This window comes from Nocardia sp. NPDC058480 (assembly GCF_042720495.1).
Taxonomy (GTDB): domain Bacteria; phylum Actinomycetota; class Actinomycetes; order Mycobacteriales; family Mycobacteriaceae; genus Nocardia.
The window spans coordinates 73,244-94,633 of the sequence record NZ_JBHXMN010000002.1 but is presented as its reverse complement, the minus strand read 5'-3'; the positions used below and the strand labels follow the sequence as shown (position 1 = coordinate 94,633).

The window sequence follows — 21,390 nt, the reverse complement described above, 5'->3', positions numbered from 1 at the left end:
CTAGCGTTGTTCCCATGGCACACATCCTGTTCGTTCTCACCGGCGCCGATCATTGGACACTGGCCGACGGCACCGAACATCCCACCGGCTACTGGGCCGAGGAATTCACGGCACCCTATGCGGCCTTCACCGGGGCGGGCCACACCGTCACCGTGGCCACCCCGAACGGCGTGATCGCGGCCATCGACCAGGCCAGCCTGGCCCCCGAGGTCAACGGTGGCGCCGACGGCGCGGCAGCGGTCGCCGAGATCATCTCCGGCGCCACCGCATTGCGGAGTCCGCTCGCCCTCGACAAGGTCGACCTCGCCGACTACGACGCCGTCTTCTACCCCGGTGGCCACGGCCCGATGCAAGATCTCGCCGTCGACCATGTCTCCGGCGCCCTCCTCAACAACGCACTCGCCTCCGGCAAACCGCTCGGGATCGTCTGCCACGCCCCCGCCGCGCTGCTCGCCACCGCGGAGTCGGGCAGCTCCCCCTTCGCCGGCTACCGGCTCACCGCGTTCAGCAATGCCGAGGAGACCCAGGCAGGCTTCGCCGACAAGGCGAAGTGGCTGCTCCAGGACCGGCTGGTCGCGCTCGGTGTCAACTACCGCGAAGGCGACCCGTGGGCCCCGCACATCGAGGTCGACCGCAATCTCTACACCGGCCAGAACCCCGCTTCCGCGAGCCCACTGGCCGCCGAGATGCTCACCGCTCTCTGACGACACGACGGCCACGCACCCGTCAGGGCGGTACCGATCGGCCGCGGTTTGTCGATGTCCCCACCGTCGACGACCGCGACCGCTGCCGCCTGGTCACGACGCCGGATTCTCGGAGAACCGGGCAGCTGGTCACGTCAGCCGATCACCGCGGTGAGTTCGGCGAGTTCAGCTGCGAGGTTGGCACGGGCGATCGCCTCGTAGCGGTCGTGGGCGAGGTCGGTGCGGAACAGGCGGGGCTGGTTGGCCAGGTTGCGCAGCACCGACGCGCGGCCCGCCCGGAACAGGTCGTCGGGGACGTGGGCGTATTCGCCACGGATCGCGGTGGTGTAGGCGGCGTATTCCTCGGGTGTGCCGCCGAGAACGACGAGGTCGGCATCACAGAGCACCGCGCCGTTCGCATCGCCCGGCTGCGGCTTGTGCCCGCGGGTCAGCACCACCAGCCGCACCACCTCCTCGACCAATTCCGGTGCGGCACCGAGTGATTCGAGGATGTCACGGCCCAGATCCGCGCTACGCTCCTCATTGTCGGCCCGCGCGACGGCGTAGATCGCGTCGTGGAAGAACGCCGCGTACCGCACAGCATCGATATCAGCTGCGGCACCGGCGAATTCGTCGATGGCCGCGAGCATCACCGCCAGGTGCGTGCCGGTGTGGTAGCGGCGGTGCGGCTCGCTGTACCGCCCCACCACCCCGGCACCGATTTGTTCGGCTTCGACCCCGGCCAACGCGATCCACTGGTCGATCAGGTTCTGCGACAACGCACTCATACAACAAGTTTCGTCGTCGGCACCGACGCCCACAACCCCCGATTCCTACCTGGCGCGCACCCCGAAAGGGCTCAGACCTCGGCAGCGGCGAGGGCCGCACGCACCTGCTCGGCACTACCGCGCTTCGAGGCGGGCGGCCAGTTGCCGTCGGCGACGGCGTACGGGTGGATGTAGACCGGTGTATCCCGTTGGGAGCGACGGCTTTCGGCGAGGGAGCCACCGTCGACCACGTCATAGCCGATGGTGTCGATGAGGTCGGCTGCCAGCTTCTTGGCGTCGGGGTCGTCGCCGAAGATGGGCAAGGCGGAGCGGTCCGCGGCGCCCGCGGGCCGGGCGAGTTCGGCGAGGTTGGCGTAGACGATGTTGTTGAACGCCTTGACCACCTTCGACTCGGGAAGGTGTTGTTGCAGCAGTTCGCTGGTGGTGGTCTCGTCAGCGTCGAGTTCCGGGAACGCACCGTCGCGGTCGGGATAGTAGTTGTTGGTGTCGACCACGACCTTGCCCGCGAGCGGTGCGACCGGCACCTCCCGATACGCCTTCAACGGCACGGTCACCACCACGAGATCACCGGCGGCCGCCGCCGCGGCCGGGGTAGCCGCCCGCGCCCGCGGACCCAGCTCGGCGACCAGATCCGCCAAGGTCTCCGGTCCACGCGAGTTGCTGAGGACCACGTCATAGCCCGCGTCCACAGCCAGCCGCGCCACGGTGGAACCGATATGTCCGCTACCGATCAATCCGAGTGTCGTCATGCGCGGAACAACCGCCACCACCGCACGATTGTTCCCCGGCTCATGTGGACCATTGTCACCGCTCGAGCCGCCGGATAGCGTGGGGCGATGGTGTCTTCGGCTCATCTGGCCTCGTTCGCGGGTTTGGCGTTTCTGCTGGTGATCGTGCCCGGGCCGAGCGTCTTGTTCACTATCGGTCGTGCGCTCACCGTGGGGCGACGATCGGCGCTGATGACCGTGCTCGGCAACTCGGTCGGGGTGTACGGACAGGTTGTCGCGGTCGCGTTCGGGTTGGGCGCGGTGGTGGCCGCGTCGGCGGCGGTGTTCACGGCGATCAAACTCGTTGGGGCCGCCTATCTGGTCTACCTCGGCGTACAGGCGATTCGGCATCGTGACGCACTGCGGGCGGCCTTTCATTCCGAACAGGGAGTGGATCCGCACCGGCCGATTCTCGCGTTCCGGGACGGGCTGATCGTCGGGGTCACCAACCCGAAGAACATCGTCTTCCTGGCGGCGCTGCTGCCACAGTTCGTGGACACCACGCGTTCGGTCCCACAACAGATGCTGATCCTCGGGCTCTGCATCCCGGTGTTCGGCCTGATCTTCGACTCGCTCTGGGCGCTCGTCGCGGGGTCGGCACGGTCGTGGTTCGCGCGGTCGCCACGCCGTCTCGCCGCCGTCGGCGGTACCAGCGGCCTGGTTATGATCGGGCTCGGTACGTCGCTGGCTCTCACCGGCCGCAAAGACTGAACTACGACCGTCAGGATGTTCGATGAAGAGCTTGCTGCTCGCCGGTGCTCTAGCGCTGATGTTTTCGGTGTCGACGCACGCCGGGGCACAGGCCGAGGCGGGTGCTACTTACGTCGCGCTCGGTGATTCCGGGGCAGCCACGACGGGTGCGGTCGATCTCGACCTCGCAGCTCCGCTGCGATGCGTCCGTTCCACGTCCAACGCACCGAAACTGGTCGCCGAAAAACTCGGGCTGGTGCTGGACGACCGGACATGTAGCTCGGCGAAGATTCCCGATCTGTACAACTCGCAGGGCGCCGGGATCGCCCCGCAGTTCGACGCGCTCGGTCCCGCCACCGAGATCGTCACGCTGCACATGGGCGACAATGATGCCGACATGACCGAGTTCATCCTCGGCCATTGTCATGCGAGAGCACTCAGCGGTGGGTGCGCCGCCGAGGCAGATCCGGAGTGGGACAGCAAGATCGACGCGATCGCGCCCGCCTACGCCGCCGCGCTGGCCGACATCACCCGGCTCGCACCGCATGCGACCGTCTTCGTCGACGGCTGGCCCACCTATCTCACCGACACCAGCTGCTCGGCCATGCTGGGCCTGCTCCCCGCCGATGCCGCCTACATCCAGTCCAAGTTCGAACGCCTCAACACCGTCGTCGCCCGGGCGGCCGCCGACCACGGCGCCGTGTACATCGATACCGTCGCCGCCTCGCGCGAGTTCGGGATGTGTGCCGACCCGGCGACCCGCTGGTTCGACCCGATGCTGGCCGATCAGACCCTGCTCCCCTATCACCCCACCCGCGCCGGGCAGCGCGGCGTCGCGGATCTGATCGTCGCCGCCGTCGAATCCAGCGGGGTCCTCGCTCGCTGAGCTCGCCGCTTTCCAGCGCGATATCAACGCGGGTTCACCTGCGTCGCTTCAGAACCGACCGCGGACGGCCTAGAGTTTGTCGCCCGCGGTGAGGTCGCGCACGAGCAGCGCGGCGTGCAGGGAAGTCCGCGATTCACCATCGTCGAGATCGACGGCGAGGATGCGTTCGATGCGGTCGAGGCGGTCGTAGAGGGTGGGTCGGCTGATCGCGAGCGCCTTGGCGAGGTCGGTCTTGTTGCCTGCCAGGTCGAGGAAGCGGCGCAGGGTCCCGGTGAGATCGGCCGTGTGCCGGATGTCGTAGCGCAGGAGCGCGCCGAGTTCGGCCTCGGCGAAGCTCTGCACGCCCGGCTCGTCGCGGATCGACGAGAGCAAGCCGCGCAGGCGAATATCGGCGCTGCGGAAGAACATTCGGCTGGGCACCGTCGTCATCGACTGGGCCACCTCGGCGACACCCGCCGCGTGCGCGAGCCTGCCCGCGGTATCGAGGAGTGAATCGGAATCGGCGCCGGCGCCGATCACCGCACGACGCACGCCCTCGACCCGGCGGACCTCGGCCAGCACCGCCGAACACACCGGCGCCAGCCGATCATCGACATCACCGCCACGCGACACCGCGAGGATCACGGTGACCTGTTCCCCGTCGGTACCACCGCGCGTTCGCCGGTGCTCTGCCGCACTGAGCGCCGAAGCGCCGACCAGGCCGAGTGCATGGGTCACCGCTTCGACGATCGACTCGCTCCGTCGTTGCGCCGCCACCGGATCCGTCGTCGACTCGGTATCGATCTCGAGCGCCAGCGGCACGTAGCGGGCCCGCCGGTGCAGGCCGAGCGCGGCAGCGCGGGCCTGTGCGTCACGCTCGTCGGTCACCCGTCCTTCCACCAGGTCGGCGATCAGGCCGGTTTGGGCTTGCCGGTGCAGCCCGAAGCGGTCTTTGTCGATCATCCGGTGCAGGGTGATGGTTTGCGCGGCGCGTTCGAGCACCATGTCGACCCGCGCGGTATGGGCTCGGCCGGTGCGCAGGATCAGCCTGCCCCAGCGTTGCGTGTGCGGGCCCACGCCGACCACGCCGGATCCGTCGGGCAGCAGCCGCGACATCGACTCCCAATCCTCCAGCAGCGCAGCAGAACTGATGTGGCGGGCGGTGGCCGCCAGCACTCGATGCGAGAGGTCTTCGAGCACCACCGACGCGTCGAGCATGCTCGCGGCGGTCTGCACGATCTCGGCCAGCGCGGCGCGGCGCACACTCAGCTCGGTGAAGGTCTCGTGCACGGTGCGCGCGAACTCGAGTTCGGCGTACTGGTCGGCGACGATCGCCCGGTGGACGGCTTCGGTGATTTCCACGAAGCGGGTCACCCGATGCAGCACGATCACCGGCAGCCCGAGTTCGGCGGCGGTGGCCGCGACGACAGGTCCGAGTTCACTCACATAGCTGCCGAGTTCCACGACCAGTCCCGCAATACCGGCGGCGGACAGGGATCGCAGGTAGGCGATCCGCGCCTGCTCGGGAGCGGCGAGTGCCTGCCCGGTGGTCAGGATCAACTCCGAGCCGACCAGGAGGTCGGCCACCGAGGCCTGATCGCTGACATGTACCCAGCGCACCGGCCGGTCCAGGTTCGCGGCACAGACGACCTCGGGTTGCCCGGCTTGCATCACCGGCGTCGCGAGCACATCGGCCACGGTCAACTGCACTGACGAATCGTAATACGAATCCCGAAAATGTGTACAAATCGTCGGCCCTCGCCAGGCGAGGGATAGACCAGGGTGGAAGCATCACACCACTGGGGCGAAACGAGGCATCCATGCAGTCCATCGGCCATTGGATAGACGGCAAATCGGTGAGCGGGACCAGCGAGACCACCGCGCCGGTGACCAATCCCGCCACCGGTGTCGTCACCGGGGAGCTGGCGCTGGCGAATGTGGCCGATACCCGCGCCGCGATCGATGCCGCGACGGTGGCCTTCGCGTCCTGGCGCGACACCTCGCTCACCCGCCGCACCCAGGTGCTGTTCCGCTTCCGCGAACTGCTCGCCGAACGCAGAACGGAACTGGCCGCGATCATCACGGCCGAGCACGGCAAGGTGGCCGCCGACGCGCTCGGCGAGGTGACCCGAGGTCTCGAGGTCGTCGAATTCGCCTGTGGCATTCCGCATCTGCTCAAGGGCGGGTACACCGAGAACGCCTCGACCGAGGTCGACATCTACTCGATCCGCCAGCCGCTCGGCCCGGTCGCGATCATCTCACCGTTCAATTTCCCAGCGATGGTGCCGATGTGGTTCTTCCCCCTGGCGATCGGCACGGGCAACACGGTGGTGCTCAAGCCGAGCGAGAAGGATCCGTCGGCGGCGCTGTGGCTGGCGCGGCTGTGGCAGGAGGCCGGGCTGCCCGACGGTGTGTTCAACGTCGTGCAGGGCGACAAGGTCGCCGTCGACGAACTCCTGGACAATCCGGCGATCAAGGCAGTGTCGTTCGTCGGCTCGACCCCGATCGCCAAGTACGTCTACCAGCGCGGCACCGTGGCGGGCAAGCGGGTGCAGGCACTGGGCGGCGCGAAGAACCACATGGTGGTGCTGCCCGACGCCGATCTGGACCTGGCCGCCGACGCCGCCGTGAACGCCGGTTTCGGATCGGCGGGTGAGCGGTGCATGGCGATCAGTGTGGTCGTCGCCGTCGGCGGGGTGGCCGACGAATTGGTCGCCAAGATCAGCGAGCGGGCCGGCGGCATCGTCACCGGCGACGGCACCAGCGGCGCCGAGATGGGCCCGCTGATCACCCGCGCGCACCGCGACCGGGTGGCCGAGTACATCGACGCGGGCGAGAACTCCGGTGCCCGTGTGGTTCTCGACGGTCGCAACCTCACCGTCGACGGCGCGCCGGACGGATTCTGGCTGGGCCCGACGATTCTCGACGAGGTGACGCCAACCATGAGCGTCTACACCGACGAGATCTTCGGCCCCGTGCTGTCGGTCGTGCGGGTCGGCACCTACGAGGAGGCGGTGGCGCTGATCAACGCGAACCGCTACGGCAACGGCACCGCCGTCTTCACCAACGACGGCGGCGCGGGACGCCGGTTCCAGCACGAGGTGGAGGTGGGCATGGTCGGCATCAACGTCCCGATCCCGGTGCCGATGGCCTACTTCAGTTTCGGCGGCTGGAAGAACTCCCTGTTCGGCGACTCGCACGCGCACGGCACCGACGGCGTGCACTTCTTCACCCGCACCAAGGCGGTCACCGCCCGCTGGCTCGACCCCAGCCACGGTGGGCTGGAACTCGGCTTCCCGCAGAACAAATAATTCGAGGGAGACTCACCATGACGCTTTCCGATGAGGCCGCTCGCGCCTACGAACTCGACCGCCGCCACGTCTTCCATTCCTGGTCCGCGCAAGCGGCTCTCACGCCGATGGTGCTCACCGCCGCCGAAGGTTGCTACGTGTGGGACGGCGAGGGCAATCGCCTGCTCGACTTCTCCTCGATGATGGTGAACACCAATATCGGCCACCAGCATCCGAAGGTCGTCGCCGCGATCCAGGAGCAGGCGGCCACACTGTGTACCGTCGCACCGAGTTTCGCCAACGACGCGCGCTCCGAAGCGGCCCGGCTGATCAGCGAACGCACGCCCGGCGACCTCGACACGATCTTCTTCACCAACGGCGGCGCCGACGCGGTCGAGCACGCGGTTCGGATGGCGCGTCTGCACACCGGGCGCTACAAGGTGCTCTCGCGGTACCGCTCCTACCACGGCGGCACCGAGACCGCGGTGAACCTCACCGGCGACCCGCGCCGCTGGCCCAACGACCACGGCAACACCGGAACCGTGCATTTCTTCGGGCCGTTCCTGTACCGCTCGGAATTCCATGCCACCGACGAGGCGCAGGAGACCGAACGGGCGCTGACCCATCTCGAGCGCACCATCGAAATGGAAGGTCCGGCCACCATCGCCGCGATCGTCCTGGAGTCGGTGCCCGGCACCGCGGGCATCATGGTGCCGACCACGGAGTACCTGCGTGGGGTGCGCGAACTGTGCGACAAGCACGGCATCGTGTTCATCGCCGATGAGGTGATGGCGGGCTTCGGGCGGACCGGAAAGTGGTTCGCCATCGACAATTTCGATGTCGTGCCCGATCTGATCACCTTCGCCAAGGGGGTGAACTCCGGTTACGTCCCGCTCGGGGGCGTGGCGATCAGCGCGGCCATCGCGGCGACCTTCGCCAACCGACCCTATCCCGGCGGGCTCACCTACTCGGGCCATCCCCTCGCCGCCGCCGCGGCCGTCGCGACGATCAACGCGATGACCGAGGAGCGCATCGTCGAGAACGCCGCCGACATCGGCGCGAAGGTCATCGGACCCGGCCTTCGCGAACTGGCGCAACGGCATCGGAGCATCGGTGAGGTTCGCGGGCTCGGCGTCTTCTGGGCACTGGAACTGGTCCGCGACCGCACCACCCGCGAACCTCTCGCCCCTTACGGCGGCACCAGTCCCGCGATGACCGAACTGGTCGCCGCCTGCCGGGTCGGCGGCCTACTGACGTTCGTCAATTTCAACCGCCTGCACGTTGTCCCGCCGTGCGTGATCACCGAAGCCGAGGCCAAGGAAGGGCTCGCCATCCTCGACCAGGCACTCACCGTCGCCGACGCGCACACCGTCTGACACGACACGCGGCGGGCGGAACGCGCCCGCCGCGTGAACGAGAAATGCTGCCCGGCTACCGGATCGGATCGGCGCCGGAATTCCCGGGCGGGGGCAGGCGTTGTCCAAGGGCGTGACCGATACCGCTGTGCTTTCCGATGAGCTGAAGTCCTACCTCGACGAGGAGAAGGTCTACGCGACCGTCGCCACGGTCGGGCCCAACGGGCATCCGCATCTGACCGTCGTCTGGATCAAACGCGAGGGCGATGATCTACTGTTCTCCACCACCGTCTCACGGCAACAGGCCAAGAACCTGGTGCGCGACCCGCGGATCACCGTGATGGTGAACCCGCCGGAACGGCCGTTCCTCTATGCCGAGGTCCGCGGAACCGCTACCACCACACCGGATCCAGAACGGGCGTTGCCGGACGAGATGTCGCTCAAATACACCGGCAAGCCGTATCGCGAGTTCAACCCGGCATCGGTGCACGACGCCGAACGAGTCGTCATCCGCGTCACTCCGACCAAGATCACCGGGCGCTTGTGAGCAGCGCGCCCGGCGCCGGTCAGCTCCGCTGAGCCTCTTCTTGCGCGTGCTGTGCCTGCACCAGCTGTTGCGGGGTGAACCGCAGGGTCAGCGCGACGAGGGCGGCCAGGACCGCCAGGATCGCGCACACGAACAAGACCAGGGTGTATCCGCTGTTCAGTGCGTCGATTTCGGTAGGCGACATGTCCGCGGCGCGGCCGTCGCTACCGCCCAGCGAGAGCGTGCGCGAGGCAGCGATCGGGCTCAGCAGGCCGATCGCGATCGGCGTCGCCAGGTTCATGAACATCTGACCGACCGCCGAGAGCGGGCCGATATTCGACTGCGGCACGCCGACGAGCACGCACAGCGGTGCCAGCACCATCGCGACACCGACGCCGAAGCCGATCACCACCAGCAAGGCCAGCAGGGTCGGCAGGTACTGCACATGCCGGTCCAGCGTGGAGCCGAACAGCAGCCCGATGGCCAGCACGACCGAGGCCGAGGCGAGCAACCAGCGCGGCGCGAACACGAGCGCCAACTTCGACGCGACCGCACCACCGACACCGATGCCGACAGTGAACGGGATCGAGGCGATACCGGCCTGCAACGGGCTGTAGCCGAGCACGTTCTGCAGCAGCTGGGCGACGAAGAACGTCATCGCGCCGAGGACCGCACCGGCCAGGAAGATCAGCGCGAAGGTGGCGACCCGGTCGCGGCTGTCGAACAGCGACCACGGCAGCAGCGGATCGGCCTCGCGGCGTTCGGTGAACACGAAGATCACCAGCAGCGCGAATCCGCCGATCAGTGAGGCGAGGATGATCGGGCTGGTCCAGCCCATGGCCGGGCCCTCGGTCGCGCCGAACACGATCGTCGCGCACGCCAGGGTCCCCAGGATCGCGCCCTTGATGTCCAGTGGGGTGCGATGGTGCTCGGTGTCGGCCAGCTTGTAGACCGCGCCCGCCACGATGAGCGCGCCGATCGGCACGTTGATCAGGAAGATCCACCGCCACGAGAACTCCGTGAGCGCACCACCGACAACGAGACCGCCGACCGACCCGATACCGGCCATCGAACCGACGATCGCGATGGCTTGATTGCGTGCGGGTCCCGGCGCGAAAGTGGTCGCGACCAGCGCGAAGGCCGTCGGCGCCGCGATGGCCGCACCGGCGCCCTGGAAGGCGCGCGAGATCAGCAGCATCGCCTCGCTATTGGCCAGACCGCAGGCCAGCGACGCGGCGGTGAACACCCCGACGCCGATGATCAGCATCCGTTTACGCCCGAACGCGTCGCCGAGCCTGCCACCGAGCAGCATCAGTCCGGCGAAGGTGAGGCCGTAGGCGGTCACTGTCCAGGCACTGCCCGAACTGGACAGCCCCATCTCCTCCTGCAGCCGCGGCAGCGCGAAGATCACGACCGTGCCGTCGAGCACGACCATGAACTGCAGGCCGCTCAGTACGAGGATGGCGAGACCGAAGGCCCGCCCCGTCACCGGATACTGCATCGTCGCAGCGGGTTTATCGAGCACAACGAGGCAGTGTAATTGGCGCGATGGCAACGCGCGGGCGCGCGGCCCGCGAAGCTAGTCGAGCCCGAAGCCCGCCGTGGGGCCGATGACGATGATCGCGGGCGGACGGATGCCCTCTTCCTTGACCCGGTCGGCGACCGTGGCGAGGTCGGCGCGCACCACCCGCTGGGTGCGCAGCGTGCCCTCCTGGATGACCGCGGCCGGGGTATCGGCCGGGCGACCCCCTTCGAGCAGGGCGGCGGCGAACTTGTCGATCCGCTCGACCGCCATCATCAGCACGATGGTGCCGCGCAGCTTGGCCAGCGCCGGCCAGTCGACGAGCGAATCGGGGTGCTCGGGGGCGACGTGTCCGCTCACGACCACGAACTCGTGGGTCACCCCGCGATGGGTCACCGGAATACCGGCCGCGCCGGGGACCGAGATCGGGCTGGTCACGCCGGGCACCACCGTCACCGGAATACCGGCCGCGGTGCACGCCTCGAGTTCCTCGTACCCACGGCCGAACACATACGGGTCGCCGCCCTTGAGCCGGACCACGAACTTGCCCGCCTTGAAACCCTCCACAAGCGCGAGGTTGATCGCCTCCTGCGCCATCGACCGGCCGTACGGGATCTTCGCGGCGTCGATCACCTCGACGTGCGGGCCCAGTTCGGCGAGCAGTTCCGGCGGGGCGAGCCGGTCGGCGACGACCAGGTCGGCACGCGCGAGCAGCCTGCGACCACGCACGGTGATCAGGTCGGGATCGCCGGGACCACCGCCGACGAGCGCGACGCCGGGGGGCACCGGTTCCGAATCATCGGTCACCACACCGGATTGCAGCGCTTCGAGCAGACCGTTGCGCACCGCGGCCGAGCGACGGTGCGCGCCACCGGCGAGCACGCCGAGCGAGAGTCCGTCGTAGCGGGCGGTCGCGGGGGTGACCGCGGTGCCGTCACGGGCGATATCGGCGCGGACGCAGAAGATGCGCTTGGCGGTGGCTTCGGCGACCACGGCGGCATTGGTCTCGGGTTCGTCGGTGCAGGCCATCGCGTACCAGGCGCCGTCGAGATCGCCGTCGGCGTAGGCGCGCAGTTCGACACCGAGTTGCCCCGCCGTTGCCATGCCCTCGACAGCCGGGGTGACCGCGCGGCTGATCACGTGCACATCCGCACCGGCGGCCACGAGCAGCCCGAGTCGGCGCTGGGCAACGGTGCCGCCGCCGACCACGACTACTCTACGTCCACGAAGATCGAGCCCGACCAGGTAGTTCGGGTCGCCTGCGGGCGGGGTCGATGCGGTGTCAGCGGTGTTCGGCACAGTTTCTCAGCCTAGTTCCTGGCTCGCCACGGCCCGAACGCACCCGCCGACAGACGCATCGCGGATCGACGGTGGAGCCCCGCTTCTGCCCATCATGTCGCGGCGCGGTGTGCGCCCAGTACCCGCAGGCAGGACAGTGGAGGCCATGACGCAGCCGCACGCACTCCTGGACGTGGCCTACGACGAAGCCCTGCTCGGGCTGGCCGAGGGTGGTGTCCCCATCGGCGCCGCCCTGTTCGACGCCGACGGCACCCTGCTCGGGCGTGGCCACAACCGCCGTGTTCAGAACGACGACCCGAGCGCGCACGCCGAAACCGATGCCTTCCGCGCCGCGGGCCGCCGCCGCGACTACGGGCCGACGATCATGGTCACCACGCTGTCCCCGTGCTGGTACTGCAGCGGGTTGGTCCGCCAGTTCGGGATCGGCACCGTGATCATCGGCGAGGCGCGGACCTTCCACGGCGGCCACGACTGGCTGGCCGAACAGGGGGTGCGGGTGATCGTCCTCGACGATCCGCGCTGTGTGTCCCTGATGACCGACTTCATCGCCGAACGCCCCGATCTGTGGTTCGAGGACATCGGTGTCGCACCGCCGAAGGAGACACCAGCATGAACAGCATCGCCTCGGTCGATCTGGCCCGCCGGCGCGCGGGCGGCGACGCGGCGCGGGCGGGTTGCAGGTGTACACCGAGGCCGAAGGGTGGTCGGTGGTGACGCCGGTCGCCCCGCCGATCGGGATGGTGGAGCAGGGCCCGCCGGTGGTATCGGCCGATTTCCTGCGTATCCGGTTGGATGCCATCACCATCGGCTGACCCACCGGGCACGAGATCAGCCGAAGTACGGCTGGTTCTGCACCCAGCGGAACCCCGTGCCGCGCAGCGGGAAGCTCTCCAGGTCGGTGCGGGTGAGCGTGACCGCGGCGGGGCGGCCGTCGAGTTCGCCGCGCAGGGTCAGCGTGTCGTCGGGGGCTCGATCGATTGTGAATGTCGCGTAGGGCGCGGGGGTTTCATCCGCGCCGGCGGGTGCGGCGGCGAGCGTCATCGTGTTCGCCGCCAGGTCGGTCGTCGCCAGCACCGCCACGATGGTGTCGTCCATCCGCTGGTAGCCCGCCGAACCCACGTCGATGACGAGGCGTTGCCAGCGCACCGGATCGGTGGTGAGCGGCGGGACCGGGGCACCTTCGACGCTGAACTCGCCGACTTCCCAGATGCCGTAGAGCTCGGGTTTCGTTGCGCCGCCGCCGTATTCGCGCCAGCTCTCCATCCCGACAAAGATCATCCCCACGGTGATCCACAACCCGACCGCGACTTGCACCACAGCGGCCGACCGGTTCGCCCGCCGGGACGAGAACAGCGGTGGTTGCACAGCCGGTCCCGAATCTCGTTCCAGCACAAGGACATTCGCGATCCTGCAGGCCTGCGGGGCGAGCAGCACCAGCCCGATCAGCAGCAGGTGCCCGGCGAGCATCTTCACCGGGACGTCGAAGGTGAGATTGAACAGGAACACCTGCGCCATGCTGATCACGCTCAGCATGGCGCCCAGCGTCGCCGTGCGCGGCCAGAACAGCAGCAGCCCGGCGAGTACTTCGGCCACGCCCAGCGCGATCTCGTAGGCGGGTGAGGATCCGACTTGCGTCCACAACATCGCCATCGGTGTCAGATTACCGACGCGAGTGAGCAGGGCTATCAGCGAAGGTTCCGGCATCTGCGTCGGGATCAGCTTCGCGAAACCGTAGAACAGCATCTGCCCGCCCGCGAACAACCTCATCGCGGTGAGAAACCAGCTCAGCAGCCGTGGATACGCGCGCCTGCGCCGGTCCAGCGCCGACCACACGACCGTGATCAGCACCGCGACCACCAGGAGCACTCCGCACTGAATCCAGATCGCCGCCTGGTCACCGCTGCCGTTCATGGCCAGCTCGGCCCGCACCCCGAACACGTGCTCGCCGATCCAGCCGCTCACCGGCTCGAGCGCGATCATCTGCCAGAGCATGACCTTCTCGGGCAACCACAGCGCGAAGACGCCGAGGAAGACGAAGGTGATCTGGGCCATCCACAGACAGAACAGTCCGAGGTAGGCGACACTGAAGCGGAAGGCGAGCCGGGTGATCGGACGCCAGGTCGGAGCGGGTAGCGGTGCACTCGCGATATCGCCGTGCGTGCGCTCTGGTCACTGTGGACACCCATGCCTCCCCGTCGAGATCGATTGTTACCGAAGCTAATCGGTGTCGCTGCCGAGCGCGTCCGGGAAACCCCGATCTTTTCCCTGTCAACCCTGAATCTCACTCACCGACGCCGGGCTTACATTCCGGACGGTCTTCCGGTACGCCAGTACTGCAACGCGTTATATATCGGCGAAAAGGGGGACCGCACCTATGTCCGACGATCCGGACCACACCGCGCAACACTCGCTCACCGTCACCGAGCGTGATCTCGACGAACTCGCCGAGCAGTTGTCGCAGTGGTTGTCGGGCAAAGTCGGCGCCGACACACCCGCGAAGGTCACCGACCTGAGCAAGCCGACCACCGGCGGCATGTCGAGCACCACCATCCTCTTCGATGCGGAATGGTCGGTGGGCGGTGTCGTCGAGAGCGGTTCGTTCGTCGCGCGGATGGCTCCCGAGGACGGTTCGTTCCCGGTCTTCCAGTCCTACGACCTGCCGTTGCAGCATCAGGTGATGACGGGTGTGGCCGCCGCCTCGGCGGTCGCGGTGCCGCCGATGCGCTGGCTCGAGCTCGACGAATCCGTCTTCGGCACGCCATTCTTCGTGATGGAGAAGGTCGAGGGCCGCGTACCGGCCGACAATCCGCCGTATGTGTTCTTCGGCTGGGTTTTCGACGCGACAGTGGCGGAGCGCGAGCAGATCGCCGACTCCACCGTCGAAGTGATCGCGCAGGTACACGCGATCGACGACATCGCTACGCGGTTCCCGTCGCTCGACGGCGAAGGTTGCGCGCTGCGTAGGCATTTCGAGGCCCAGCGCGCTTGGTACAAGTGGGCGCTCACCGACGACGGCGTCGAGATCCCGCTGATCGAGCGGACTTTCGAGTGGCTGGAAGCGAACTGGCCCGCCGAGCCCGGCCTCGAGGTGCTCAACTGGGGCGACGCCCGCCCCGGCAATATCCTGTTCGACGGCTTCACCCCCGCCGCGATCCTGGACTGGGAGATGGCCACCTTCGGCCCGCGCGAGCTGGACCTGGGCTGGGTGATCTTCATCCACCGCTTCTTCCAGGATATCGCCACCCGCTTCGATCAGCCCGGCCTGCCCGACTTCTTGCGCCGCGACGCGATGGTCGCGAAATACGAAGAGCTGACCGGACATTCGGTCCAGAATCTGGACTTCTACATCATCTACGCCGCGCTGCGGCACGCGATCGTGATGGGACGGATCAAGCGCCGGATGATCCACTTCGGTGAGGACACCGTGCCCGAGGATCTCGACGACTACGTGATGCATCGCCTCAGCCTCGAGGCGCTGCTCGACGGCACCTACGAGTGGGACTGACTATGAGCGCGATCATGCCCGTCCCCTTGGACGAATACCCGGTCCATCAGACCCCGCTGTCGCTGGCCAGGGTGGCCACCAGCGACCGGAACTTCTACGACCGCTACTACTTCAACGCCTTCGACCCCGCGGGCGAGGCGATGCTGATCACCGGTTTCGGCGTGTACCCGAATCTGGGTGTCGTCGACGCGTTCGCGACGGTGCGCCACGGTGACGCGCAACGCAGCGTGCGGTTCTCCGACGCGCTCACCTCGCGCGATCTGAACACCGCCGTCGGTGGCTACCGGATCGAGGTGATCGAGCCGCTGCGGAAACTGCGGGTGGTGTGCGAGCACGACGATCTCGGTTTCGACCTGACCTGGACCGGCGCGCAGCCCGCGGTGCAGGAGCAGCCGCACCTGATTTTGTCCGGCACGCGACCGATCATCGAGGCCTCACGCTTCGCCCAGTCGGGTTCGTGGGAGGGCACTCTCGCCGTCGACGGGATCGACTACACGGTCGACCCGGCGGTCTGGACGGGCAGCCGCGACCGGTCATGGGGCATCCGGCCCTCCGGTGAGCCCGAACCCGCCGGTCGGCCGACCGGCATGGACGGTTTCTGGTGGCTGTACGCGCCGCTGCGGTTCCAGGACTTCTCGATCGTGGTGATCGTGCAGGAAGAACCCGACGGCACCCGCACGCTCAACAACGCGGTCCGGATCTGGAACGACGGCCGCAAGGAACAGCTCGGCTGGCCCCGCATGCACTGGACCTACGAGCCCGGCACCCGGCACCCGAAGTCGGTGCGCCTCGACATGACCACGCCCGACGGGAAACCGCTCGAGGTGGAGGTCGAATCCCGCCCCGGCATCGCCCTGCACGTGGGCTGCGGTTACGGCGCCGACCCCGACTGGACCCACGGCCGCTGGATGGGCGAGAACTGGTCGCTGTCGAGCGCCTACGACCTCACCGACCCCGCCATCAAGGCCCGCACCCCCTACGGCGTGATCGACCACATCGGCTACGCCCGCTGCGGCGACGCCGAAGGCTGGGGCCTGTTCGAACACGCCTCCATGGGCCGCCACGACCCCACAGGTTTCGCCGATTGGTCCTCCGTCGCCCCTTGACGGACTTTCGCGCGAGAAGAAAAGGCGCCGCCGCGACAACGAGGTCGCGGCGGCTCCGATTTTCTTGTGCGGCCGCACCGGGTGCACCCGGGCCTTGCGCGGCCGCGCCGGATCGGCGAGCTGCACGCAGATCGCGGCCGTGCGCGGTCCCAGCGGATCGAGCACTGCGGTCGGTCGATCTTGCCCAGCGAAGTGATTCGGGCATCAGGGTCGACGCGATAGCGATGCCGCTGCGACGACTATCCCATCGACGATTGTTCTCCCTCGGACGAGTTCACCGCCGCCCGCGAGCAGCGCCGCCGCTTCCGCGACATTGGGGGTGCCGACCGCTGCCGATACACGGTCCGAACTGTGCTCGGTGTCGACCTCGGCCAGCTGCTCGGCGGTGAACGCCACGACTGCCACACCGAGAGTCGCTGCGGCGGAAAGAACGTCGAGCTCCCCGGCTCGCCGATCGAGTGTCGCCAAGCAGGCGATGGTGGTGTCGCCGACGACCGCCCGCACCGCGCGAACGATCCGCTCCGCCTCGGTTCCCGGCCGTACGCCGATGCCGACGGCCAGCGCCGAACCCGACGGCGCATCACCGGTCGCCGGTTGTCGCTCGCCGTCGGAGGTCGTCATCGTCGCCGTGTGCCGTCAGCGGTCGAATCGTCTTGCGGCGCTGACGAATCGGGCGATGGCGGCGGGATTTCCCGCCGGATGGGTGTGTAGGTAGGAGGCGTGCACCTGGCGAATCACGGCACCTTCGGTCATGGAACTTGTTGTCCGCCAACCCCAGGCAGCGTTCTCCGCGCCGGTGCGGGACAGACGGGTGCGGTGGAATTCGTGACCACGCACCCGGTCCCCTGCACGCCACAGTGCCGAGTCGTGCAGGGCGACGGCGTCGCGGTAGCCGAGCGTCAGGCGCGGGCCGAATTCGGCGTCGGCGTCGATGACCCCTGCCATCTGGTGGCCGTCGAGGGAGCGGGTGAGGTAGAGCAGTCCAGCGCATTCGGCGTGGATCGGCAGGCCCCTCGCGGCACCGTCGGCCACTGCGGTGCGCAGGCGCTCGTTAGCGGAAAGCTGCCCGGCATGCTCCTCCGGGAAGCCGCCGGGAAGTACCAACCCCGCTGTGTCTGAAGGGAGTTCGTCGGAGAGCGGATCGAAAACCGCCACTCGGGCACCGGCTGCGGCCAGGAGTTCTCGATGCTCGGCATAGCCGAAGGTGAATGCCGGACCGCCCGCCATCGCGATCAATGGATCCCTGCCCGAGACAACATCTGGGCGCGCGGTCGACGGCTCGGCAGCGGATTCCGGCGCGGTATCGAACGAGGTCGATTGATGGTGGGCGTCGGCGAGTTCGACCTGCGGGTCCCACGCGGGACCCTGCACCGAGCCACCCGCCAGGGCAACGATCGCGCGCAGATCCACGTGTGCGGCAACGAGTTCGGTCATCGCGTCGACGGCGGCGGTGGCGGCGGTGCCGTGTTCGACGGCGGGGATGAGGCCGAGATGGCGTGAGGGGACTTCCAGTTCGGCCATGCGGGGCAGGGCGCCGAGGACAGGGAGGCCGACGCGGTCGCAGGCCGCGCGCAGGACTTGTTCGTGGCGTTCGCTGCCGACGCGGTTGAGGATCACACCGCCGAGGCGGACCGAGGAGTCGTAGGTGGCGAAACCGTGCAGGAGCGCTGCGAGACTCTGGGAGTGACCGCGGGCGTCGACCACCAGAACCACCGGCGCCCCGAGCAGCCCGGCCACCTGTGCGGTGGAACCCTCGGCGATCGCGTCGCTCCGGTTCTCGTCGATCCGGCCGTCGAACAGGCCCATCACGCCCTCGACGATCGCGATATCGCAGCCCTGCGCGCCGTGCCGATACAGCGGAACGACCCGATCCTCGCCCACCAGAACGGGATCCAGATTTCGCCCCGGCCGCCCGGCCGCGAGCCCGTGGTAGCCGGGATCGATGTAGTCGGGCCCCACCTTGAACGGCGCCACCTGATGCCCGGCCCGCCGCAGCGCACCGATCAGCCCGGTGGCCAGCGTGGTCTTCCCGCTTCCCGATGCCGGGGCAGCGATCACCACTGCGGGGGCGCTCACCATTCGATACCGCGCTGGCCCTTGCGGCCCGCGTCCATGGGGTGCTTCACCTTCGTCATCTCGGTGACGAGATCGGCGGCCTCGATCAGGGCCTGGGGTGCGTCGCGGCCGGTGATGACCACGTGCTGGTTGCCGGGGCGATGGGTGAGGGTTTCGACGACCTCGTCGATGTCGACCCAGCCCCATTTGAGGGGGTAGGTGAACTCGTCGAGGACGTAGAAGCGGTGCTGTTCGGCGGCGAGGCGGCGGGAGATCTCCTGCCAGCCGGACAGAGCGGCGGCCGCGTGGTCTTCCTCGGTGCCGTGCTTGCGGGTCCAGGACCAGCCTTCGCCCATCTTGTGCCACTCGACCGCGCCACCCACACCGGTCTCCTCGTGCAGGGTGCCGAGGGTGCGGAACGCGGCTTCCTCGCCGACCTTCCACTTGGCGCTCTTCACGAATTGGAAGACCGCCACGTCGAAGCCCTGATTCCAGGCTCGCAACGCCATCCCGAACGCCGCGGTGGACTTGCCCTTACCCGGTCCCGTGTGCACGGCCAGGACCGGCTGATTGCGCCGCTGACGGGTCGTCATGCCGTCCTCGGGCACACTCTCGGGAACACCTTTGGGCACTGGTCACTCCTCGTCATTATTCGCACTGACGCGCGTGTTCGCGGCGCACGGTGGCCGCGGGGCCAGTTCGTCACCATTTCTATCAGGGCGCGCCCGTGGCGCTCACAGGCTCTACGCCGCGCGGGCGAGTGAGCCGGTGGCCCGGACTACGTCGGCGACCGTCTCGCCGGTGAGTTCGTTCAAGCGCAGGTAGCGGGCGCGCAGGTCGCGGGCCAGTTCGGCGGCCAGGCCGAGGCGGATCATGCCGCGTTCGCAGTCGATGACCATCGCGGTGTGGCCATCGGCGGCCAGCAGGGCGGCGGCGGTGCGGGCGCGCGGGAGGGGATCGATGCCGCCGGTGGCGCGGCCGTCGGTGAGCAGGACCAGCATGGGGCGGCGGCGGGGGTCGCGGACGTGTTCGCGGGCGATCACCTCGCGCGCCTTCAGCAGGCCCGCGGCGAGCGGCGTTTTGCCGCCGGTGCGCATCCCGGCCAATCGGCGGACGGCGATGTCGACCGAGGAGGTGGGTGGCAGGACGAGTTCGGCTTCACTACCGCGGACACTGATCACGGCCACCTTGTCGCGGCGCTGGTAGGCGTCGCGCAGCAGGGTGACGATGGCGCCGGTCACGGCGGTGAGCCGGTCGCGGGCGGCCATCGAGCCGGACGCGTCGACGACGAAAACGACCAGGTTACCTTCTCTGCCTTCGCGATAGGCGCCCCGCAGGTCTTCGGTTGCCAGGGCGAGTGGGCCGCTGAACCTGCCACGCTCGAACTGCTTCGGCGCGGCCGCGAATACCGTGCCGAGCAGGTGCAGGCCCGTGGAGGGGTCGGCGTCGGGGCGGACGGTGCGGCCGGTTCGGGTCCGGGCGCGCGAACGTCGGCCGGGGGCACCCTCGCCGATACCGGGGACCTCCCAGCGTGGGGCAGGCTTTGCTGCCGAAGTCGGTGTGCCCGAGAACTTTTCAGGCCCTGGTCGCGAACCGTTCCCGGTGCCGTCGTGGCTGGAGCTGTCCGACCGGTCGCCGGAACCGTTCGGTCCCCCACCATCCGGGCCGGACCCGTCCGGTCCGCCGCCGGGACCATCGCCGTCGGGGCCACCATCAGGCCCCTCGTCATCCGGACCGCCATCCGGTCCGCCACCCCGCGACCTCTCATCGCCCGGACCGCTGGGGTCCACCCCATCCGGACGGCCCGAATCACTGGTGTCGGCCTGGAGTTCGTCCTCGTCCCGGCGACCGTTCCCCTGATCGCCCGATCCACGCGGACCGTCGAATTCCTCATCCCCCGAAGCCTTTTCGACCTCAGCGGCCGCGGCATCCATCGCCTCATCGAGCTGCTGCTCACTGATCCCCGGCTCGTCGAACGGATCTCGCCGCCGACGATGCGGCAGCGCGAGTTCCGCGGCGATCCGCACATCGTCCTCGGTGACCCGATCCCGTCCACGCCACGCCGCGTGCGCGGTCGCCGTCCTGGCCACCACCAGGTCGGCGCGCATTCCGTCGACGTCGAAGGACGCGCACAGCGCCGCGATCCGGCGCAGCTCCGAATTGTCCAGCGCGACCTCGGGCAACCGGTCCCGCGCGGTCAGAATGCGTTCGGCCACCACCTGATCGGCGTCGACATAGCGGGCGGCGAACGCGGCGGGGTCGGCCTCGTAGTCCAGGCGGCGGCGCACCACCGCCATCCGCACGTCGACCTCGCGCGAGGCCGCCACGTCGACGGTGAGCCCGAACCGGTCGAGCAACTGCGGCCGCAACTCCCCCTCTTCGGGGTTCATCGTCCCGACCAGAACGAATCGCGCCGGATGCGAGTGCGAGACACCGTCACGCTCGACGTGCACCCGCCCCATCGCCGCCGCGTCGAGCAGCACGTCCACCAGATGGTCGTGCAGCAGGTTCACTTCGTCCACGTAGAGCACGCCGTGGTGGGCCGCGGCCAGCAACCCGGGACGGAACGCCTGTTCCCCGTCGCGCAGCACCCGCTCGAGATCCAGCGAGCCGACGACCCGGTCCTCGGTGGCGCCGACCGGCAACTCCACCAGCCGCGCGGGCCGGGCTCCGGTCTCATCGACCACAGGCGGCAGCAACTGCGCGAGCGCGCGCACCACGGTCGACTTCGCCGTGCCCTTCTCACCCCGCACCAGCACCCCACCGATCCCGGGGTGCACGGCCGACAAGATCAACGCCAACTGCAGCCGCTCCTGCCCCACCACAGCGGAGAACGGGAACCCCGACTCACCCGCCACACGCGCGACGGTGTGCGGACCAGCGGCAACATCAGCAAAACCAGGCACACACCAACTCTATGCGGGCCATGATCGACGCCG

At 68.5% G+C, this 21,390-nt stretch carries 20 protein-coding genes; 10 read left to right on the top strand and 10 right to left on the bottom strand.

Annotated features, from left to right (window positions below):
* The first annotated feature begins 14 nt into the window (after positions 1-14).
* Positions 15-704 carry a type 1 glutamine amidotransferase domain-containing protein gene (locus ACFWO8_RS05905; RefSeq protein ID WP_378944215.1) on the top strand — a complete coding sequence of 230 codons (690 nt, stop codon included), beginning with the start codon at positions 15-17 and terminating at the stop codon, positions 702-704.
* A 134-nt stretch (positions 705-838) separates the two neighbouring features.
* Here ACFWO8_RS05905 and ACFWO8_RS05900 read toward each other — a convergent pair whose 3' ends face one another.
* Together ACFWO8_RS05900 and ACFWO8_RS05895 are read right to left on the bottom strand one after the other, a co-directional pair.
* On the bottom strand, positions 839-1,471 hold the full coding sequence (locus tag ACFWO8_RS05900) for a metal-dependent phosphohydrolase (protein WP_378944210.1): 633 nt from the start codon (positions 1,469-1,471) through the stop codon (positions 839-841).
* A 71-nt stretch (positions 1,472-1,542) separates the two neighbouring features.
* A complete protein-coding gene (locus ACFWO8_RS05895; RefSeq protein WP_378944207.1) occupies positions 1,543-2,220 on the bottom strand; it encodes an NADPH-dependent F420 reductase in 678 nt (225 codons plus the stop codon).
* Between the two features lie 87 nt (positions 2,221-2,307).
* Here ACFWO8_RS05895 and ACFWO8_RS05890 point away from each other — a divergent pair, with 87 nt between their 5' ends.
* Positions 2,308-2,949: a LysE family translocator gene (locus ACFWO8_RS05890; protein WP_378944204.1), complete on the top strand. Its 642-nt coding sequence runs from the start codon at positions 2,308-2,310 to the stop codon at positions 2,947-2,949.
* A 22-nt stretch (positions 2,950-2,971) separates the two neighbouring features.
* Positions 2,972-3,814: an SGNH/GDSL hydrolase family protein gene (locus ACFWO8_RS05885; protein ID WP_378944201.1), complete on the top strand. Its 843-nt coding sequence runs from the start codon at positions 2,972-2,974 to the stop codon at positions 3,812-3,814.
* Between the two features lie 69 nt (positions 3,815-3,883).
* On the opposite strand, the gene ACFWO8_RS05880 is transcribed toward ACFWO8_RS05885, so the two are convergent.
* Positions 3,884-5,503 (bottom strand): PucR family transcriptional regulator, encoded by a 1,620-nt coding sequence (locus ACFWO8_RS05880; RefSeq protein WP_378944198.1) that lies wholly within the window; start codon positions 5,501-5,503, stop codon positions 3,884-3,886.
* Between the two features lie 110 nt (positions 5,504-5,613).
* On the opposite strand from ACFWO8_RS05880, the gene ACFWO8_RS05875 reads away from it, so the two are divergent.
* The 3 genes from ACFWO8_RS05875 (at position 5,614) to ACFWO8_RS05865 (ending at position 8,985) form a co-directional block, all read left to right on the top strand.
* On the top strand, positions 5,614-7,104 hold the full coding sequence (locus ACFWO8_RS05875) for a CoA-acylating methylmalonate-semialdehyde dehydrogenase (protein ID WP_378944195.1): 1,491 nt from the start codon (positions 5,614-5,616) through the stop codon (positions 7,102-7,104).
* 17 nt (positions 7,105-7,121) lie between these two features.
* Positions 7,122-8,459: an aspartate aminotransferase family protein gene (locus ACFWO8_RS05870; RefSeq protein ID WP_378944190.1), complete on the top strand. Its 1,338-nt coding sequence runs from the start codon at positions 7,122-7,124 to the stop codon at positions 8,457-8,459.
* A gap of 112 nt (positions 8,460-8,571) precedes the next feature.
* On the top strand, positions 8,572-8,985 hold the full coding sequence (locus tag ACFWO8_RS05865; protein WP_378944187.1) for a PPOX class F420-dependent oxidoreductase: 414 nt from the start codon (positions 8,572-8,574) through the stop codon (positions 8,983-8,985).
* Positions 8,986-9,004: 19 nt separating this feature from the next.
* Here ACFWO8_RS05865 and ACFWO8_RS05860 read toward each other — a convergent pair whose 3' ends face one another.
* Positions 9,005-10,465, bottom strand: coding sequence for an MFS transporter (locus ACFWO8_RS05860; RefSeq protein ID WP_378946128.1), 1,461 nt, complete (start codon positions 10,463-10,465; stop codon positions 9,005-9,007).
* A gap of 78 nt (positions 10,466-10,543) precedes the next feature.
* The gene (cobA, locus tag ACFWO8_RS05855; RefSeq protein WP_378944184.1) at positions 10,544-11,785 is read right to left on the bottom strand and encodes a uroporphyrinogen-III C-methyltransferase; all 1,242 of its coding nucleotides are present in this window, start codon (positions 11,783-11,785) and stop codon (positions 10,544-10,546) included.
* Between the two features lie 145 nt (positions 11,786-11,930).
* Here cobA and ACFWO8_RS05850 point away from each other — a divergent pair, with 145 nt between their 5' ends.
* Entirely contained in the window at positions 11,931-12,398 is a 468-nt protein-coding gene (locus ACFWO8_RS05850; protein WP_378944181.1) for a nucleoside deaminase, read from the top strand.
* A gap of 67 nt (positions 12,399-12,465) precedes the next feature.
* Positions 12,466-12,597 carry a hypothetical protein gene (locus ACFWO8_RS05845; RefSeq protein WP_378944174.1) on the top strand — a complete coding sequence of 44 codons (132 nt, stop codon included), beginning with the start codon at positions 12,466-12,468 and terminating at the stop codon, positions 12,595-12,597.
* A 16-nt stretch (positions 12,598-12,613) separates the two neighbouring features.
* Here the strand turns inward: ACFWO8_RS05845 and ACFWO8_RS05840 are convergent, their stop codons facing one another.
* Positions 12,614-13,837: a DoxX family protein gene (locus ACFWO8_RS05840; protein ID WP_378944171.1), complete on the bottom strand. Its 1,224-nt coding sequence runs from the start codon at positions 13,835-13,837 to the stop codon at positions 12,614-12,616.
* A 322-nt stretch (positions 13,838-14,159) separates the two neighbouring features.
* Here ACFWO8_RS05840 and ACFWO8_RS05835 point away from each other — a divergent pair, with 322 nt between their 5' ends.
* Together ACFWO8_RS05835 and ACFWO8_RS05830 are read left to right on the top strand one after the other, a co-directional pair.
* Entirely contained in the window at positions 14,160-15,290 is a 1,131-nt protein-coding gene (locus ACFWO8_RS05835) for a phosphotransferase family protein (RefSeq protein WP_378944168.1), read from the top strand.
* Positions 15,291-15,304: 14 nt separating this feature from the next.
* Positions 15,305-16,396 carry a hypothetical protein gene (locus tag ACFWO8_RS05830; RefSeq protein WP_378944164.1) on the top strand — a complete coding sequence of 364 codons (1,092 nt, stop codon included), beginning with the start codon at positions 15,305-15,307 and terminating at the stop codon, positions 16,394-16,396.
* Between the two features lie 204 nt (positions 16,397-16,600).
* Here the strand turns inward: ACFWO8_RS05830 and ACFWO8_RS05825 are convergent, their stop codons facing one another.
* The 4 genes from ACFWO8_RS05825 to ACFWO8_RS05810 form a co-directional block, all read right to left on the bottom strand.
* Positions 16,601-17,017 (bottom strand): cobalamin biosynthesis protein, encoded by a 417-nt coding sequence (locus ACFWO8_RS05825; RefSeq protein WP_378944161.1) that lies wholly within the window; start codon positions 17,015-17,017, stop codon positions 16,601-16,603.
* A gap of 15 nt (positions 17,018-17,032) precedes the next feature.
* Positions 17,033-18,475 carry a cobyrinate a,c-diamide synthase gene (locus ACFWO8_RS05820; protein WP_378944158.1) on the bottom strand — a complete coding sequence of 481 codons (1,443 nt, stop codon included), beginning with the start codon at positions 18,473-18,475 and terminating at the stop codon, positions 17,033-17,035.
* Positions 18,469-19,083 carry a cob(I)yrinic acid a,c-diamide adenosyltransferase gene (cobO, locus tag ACFWO8_RS05815; RefSeq protein ID WP_378944155.1) on the bottom strand — a complete coding sequence of 205 codons (615 nt, stop codon included), beginning with the start codon at positions 19,081-19,083 and terminating at the stop codon, positions 18,469-18,471. The genes ACFWO8_RS05820 and cobO overlap by 7 nt, the downstream gene beginning before the upstream one ends.
* A 111-nt stretch (positions 19,084-19,194) precedes the next feature.
* A complete protein-coding gene (locus ACFWO8_RS05810; RefSeq protein WP_378946124.1) occupies positions 19,195-21,309 on the bottom strand; it encodes a magnesium chelatase subunit D family protein in 2,115 nt (704 codons plus the stop codon).
* Positions 21,310-21,390 lie beyond the last annotated feature (81 nt).

Excerpts from the sequence above, each read along its gene's own strand:
- ACFWO8_RS05905 (WP_378944215.1), top strand. The coding sequence starts at position 15 with ATGGCACACATCCTGTTCGTTCTCACCGGCGCCGATCATTGGACACTG.
- ACFWO8_RS05900 (WP_378944210.1), bottom strand. The coding sequence starts at position 1,471 with ATGAGTGCGTTGTCGCAGAACCTGATCGACCAGTGGATCGCGTTGGCC.
- ACFWO8_RS05895 (WP_378944207.1), bottom strand. The coding sequence starts at position 2,220 with ATGACGACACTCGGATTGATCGGTAGCGGACATATCGGTTCCACCGTG.
- ACFWO8_RS05890 (WP_378944204.1), top strand. The coding sequence starts at position 2,308 with ATGGTGTCTTCGGCTCATCTGGCCTCGTTCGCGGGTTTGGCGTTTCTG.
- ACFWO8_RS05885 (WP_378944201.1), top strand. The coding sequence starts at position 2,972 with ATGAAGAGCTTGCTGCTCGCCGGTGCTCTAGCGCTGATGTTTTCGGTG.
- ACFWO8_RS05875 (WP_378944195.1), top strand. The coding sequence starts at position 5,614 with ATGCAGTCCATCGGCCATTGGATAGACGGCAAATCGGTGAGCGGGACC.
- ACFWO8_RS05870 (WP_378944190.1), top strand. The coding sequence starts at position 7,122 with ATGACGCTTTCCGATGAGGCCGCTCGCGCCTACGAACTCGACCGCCGC.
- ACFWO8_RS05860 (WP_378946128.1), bottom strand. The coding sequence starts at position 10,465 with ATGCAGTATCCGGTGACGGGGCGGGCCTTCGGTCTCGCCATCCTCGTA.
- ACFWO8_RS05850 (WP_378944181.1), top strand. The coding sequence starts at position 11,931 with ATGACGCAGCCGCACGCACTCCTGGACGTGGCCTACGACGAAGCCCTG.
- ACFWO8_RS05840 (WP_378944171.1), bottom strand. The coding sequence starts at position 13,837 with ATGGCCCAGATCACCTTCGTCTTCCTCGGCGTCTTCGCGCTGTGGTTG.
- ACFWO8_RS05835 (WP_378944168.1), top strand. The coding sequence starts at position 14,160 with ATGTCCGACGATCCGGACCACACCGCGCAACACTCGCTCACCGTCACC.
- ACFWO8_RS05830 (WP_378944164.1), top strand. The coding sequence starts at position 15,305 with ATGCCCGTCCCCTTGGACGAATACCCGGTCCATCAGACCCCGCTGTCG.
- ACFWO8_RS05825 (WP_378944161.1), bottom strand. The coding sequence starts at position 17,017 with ATGACGACCTCCGACGGCGAGCGACAACCGGCGACCGGTGATGCGCCG.
- ACFWO8_RS05820 (WP_378944158.1), bottom strand. The coding sequence starts at position 18,475 with ATGGTGAGCGCCCCCGCAGTGGTGATCGCTGCCCCGGCATCGGGAAGC.